This window comes from Calothrix rhizosoleniae SC01 (assembly GCF_900185595.1).
GTDB lineage: Bacteria > Cyanobacteriota > Cyanobacteriia > Cyanobacteriales > Nostocaceae > Calothrix_A > Calothrix_A rhizosoleniae.
The window spans coordinates 1-1,159 of the sequence record NZ_FYBH01000459.1; the positions used below are offsets into that span (position 1 = coordinate 1).

The following is a 1,159-nucleotide window of genomic DNA, read 5'->3' on the forward strand; positions in this document are numbered from 1 at the left end:
GAGGGTTATGGTCTTCAAGTAAAAAAACGGGTCAAGCGTCTGTTGGAGGCGTTACTTTGTTTTGTGGATGGGGAATTTGAGGACTGTAGTTTTGATATTAAGCACAATAATTGGATTGAAGAAGATAGTAACAACCCCAAATTAATTGTCCAAACAACCCTGGTGAATTTGGAGTTGTTGACAGCGAAAGATAAATACCCTGGTAAGTTAACCAAAGCACAAATCCGAGAAGCACTTAAGCTTTTGGATCGAGATAATGATGCTTCTCTATTAAAAATTCTGGAGGACAATCGCGCCACAAAGAGGGGTTCTGATAATTGGCACTTTACATTGAAGCTATGGTCAAAAAATAAACAAGAGAACCTGAAACGGTTTGATGAAGTATGGGAAAACAAAAGACCCAAAAAATCAAAACAACAAGCTGCTACCACCAAGGTAACAAGTACTAAGTGTAACAAGAACTATTTCTGCCAAGCTCCGCCCCTACCCCAATATTTTGTAGAACGTCCTAAACAGCAACAAGCCGTTAAAAATCTTTTACTGTCTCAAGAAGCCAACAGACCAGGAACATTAGTTGTAAGCGCCATTTACCCCTCTTCTGTCACTTTCCGGATATAATTAATACTAGAGTCAGAAAGTAAAAACTCTAAAATCGAGATACAGCAGATATTCAAAAATGGTGGGAGATTATCTTTTCTGTTTATACGATGGTCAGTTTAATTTCACCAGTTTTTTTATCTATAAAACAGCAACGAACAAGTAAAGCAGAGAAAAAAAGTAACTCTGTTGATTTTTCTTTACACCAGCAGTGGGATTATGGTAGTGGGTGGAAGAATACTTTAAATAATCTACGCTTGATTCTTCAACCAATTCTCATGTTGTGGCTAGTTTTTCCTTGGCTAGATGTTTTTCCTAATTCTAAGTTATTGCTTGGATTTAATCATCTAATTAGTTTCATAAATCAATACCAACCATTTTTTTCTTCTGCTTAATCCGGCTAATTTTATTATTTCTTGAATTCGGAAAGTGACAGAAGAGGGCTATTATAACCGGAAAGTGACAGAAGAGGGGTAAGGAGATTTCCAGAATTAAAATTACCAGGCGATTACAAATTCCTTGTAGGGGCGCAAAGCTTGCCATTGGTGTCAACTTAACCCTC

At 37.1% G+C, this 1,159-nt stretch carries 2 pseudogenes; both read left to right on the plus strand.

Annotation, left to right across the window (positions count from 1 at the left end):
* Positions 1 to 618 (plus strand): annotated as a pseudogene (locus tag CALSC_RS26845) (hypothetical protein); the annotation flags it as partial.
* Between the two features lie 50 nt (positions 619 to 668).
* Positions 669 to 992, plus strand: a pseudogene (locus CALSC_RS25430) (IS701 family transposase); the annotation flags it as partial.
* Positions 993 to 1,159: the final 167 nt, after the last annotated feature.